The sequence below is a fragment of the Sphingomonas mali NBRC 15500 genome, assembly GCF_001598415.1.
Lineage (GTDB): Bacteria > Pseudomonadota > Alphaproteobacteria > Sphingomonadales > Sphingomonadaceae > Sphingomonas > Sphingomonas mali.
The window spans coordinates 1-1,369 of record NZ_BCYX01000097.1; the positions used below are offsets into that span (position 1 = coordinate 1).

A 1,369-nucleotide genomic window follows, 5' to 3' on the forward strand; every position below is an offset into this window, starting at 1 on the left:
AAAGCTGATGGGGTGGACGCCCCCCGACGGCATCGATGTGCCAAAGTGGAGGTGTTGAAACACCACTGAGGGAGGCGTCCGTGTCGCAGGTTATCACAATCGGTCTGGATATCGCCAAGAACGTTTTTCACGCGCATGGCGTCGATGAGCGCGGTGCGATGGTGTTCAGTCGCAAGCTGACGCGTGGCAAGCTGCTCGACTTCTTCGCGAGCCAGCCGCGGTGCACGGTGGCGCTTGAGGCCTGCGGCGGTGCTCATCATTGGGCGCGCGAGCTGCAGGCAATGGGTCATCACGTCAGACTGATCCCGCCGGCGTATGTGAAGCCGTTCGTGAAGCGCAACAAGAACGATGCGATCGATGCTGAGGCGATCTGTGAGGCGGCGCAGCGGCCGGGCATGCGCTTCGTGGCGGTGAAGAGCGACGCGCAGCAGGCCGCCGGGCTCGTGTTCCGCACGCGCGATCTGGTGGTGCGGCAGCGCACTCAGCTGATCAACGCGATCCGGGGTCACTTGGCGGAATATGGTTGGGTCGCGCCGCGCGGGATGGCGCACATGACGATGCTGGCGGATCTGCTCGAGGATGAGGCGATGGCGTCGACACTGCCGGCGGTGGCGCGGCCGATGTTCAAGCTGATGGTCGACCTGCTCGGCGAGCTCGACAAGCAGATCTCCGTGCTCGACCGTGAGATCGCGCGGCGCGCCAAAGAAGATGAGGCGGCGCGGCGGTTGATGACCATCCCGGGCATCGGCCCGATCGCAGCGACAGCGATCATCGCGCTTGCGCCGCCAATCGAGACGTTCGGCAAAGGTCGCGACTTCGCGGCCTGGCTCGGGCTCGCGCCACGTCAGCACTCGACCGGCGGCAAGCAGCGGCTCGGCAGCATATCGAAGATGGGCGAGCGCACGATCAGGCGGCTGCTCATCATCGGCGGCAGCTCGATGGTCCGCAGCGCCTGTCGCCACGGTGCGCCTGCAGGCTCGTGGCTGGAGCGCATGCTCGCGCGCAAACCGCGCATGCTCGTCTCGGTCGCGCTCGCCAACAAGATGGCGCGCATGGCCTGGGCGCTGTTGACGAAGAAAGAGGATTATAGAGCTCCGGCAGCGGTCGCGGCGTAACGCCGGGAACGAAGCCAGAGGCGTCGGGGACGTAGGCGGTCGAAGGAGGGTATGGCACAACGGTCGGCGAGACGGGGCCGGAAGAACCAGGGAATGGCAGAGCGCTAGCCAAGCGCGCAAAGCTGATGTGGTTCCGGTCCGCGAACTCCCATACTGGCCCGCAGCTATGGCGCTGCTCATCGAGGCCGGACAGATGACAGCATCCGACTACGTGCCAGAATACCCCCATTTAGCGCTTGCATCCGAAGGGGCGT

Annotated in this window: 1 protein-coding gene; it reads left to right on the top strand. The window is 65.3% G+C overall.

Going from position 1 to position 1,369, the window contains the following annotated elements; genetic code table 11:
• Positions 1-80 precede the first annotated feature (80 nt).
• Positions 81-1,115: an IS110 family RNA-guided transposase gene (locus tag SMA01S_RS23930; protein WP_066827991.1), complete on the top strand. Its 1,035-nt coding sequence runs from the start codon at positions 81-83 to the stop codon at positions 1,113-1,115.
• The last annotated feature ends 254 nt before the right edge of the window (positions 1,116-1,369 follow it).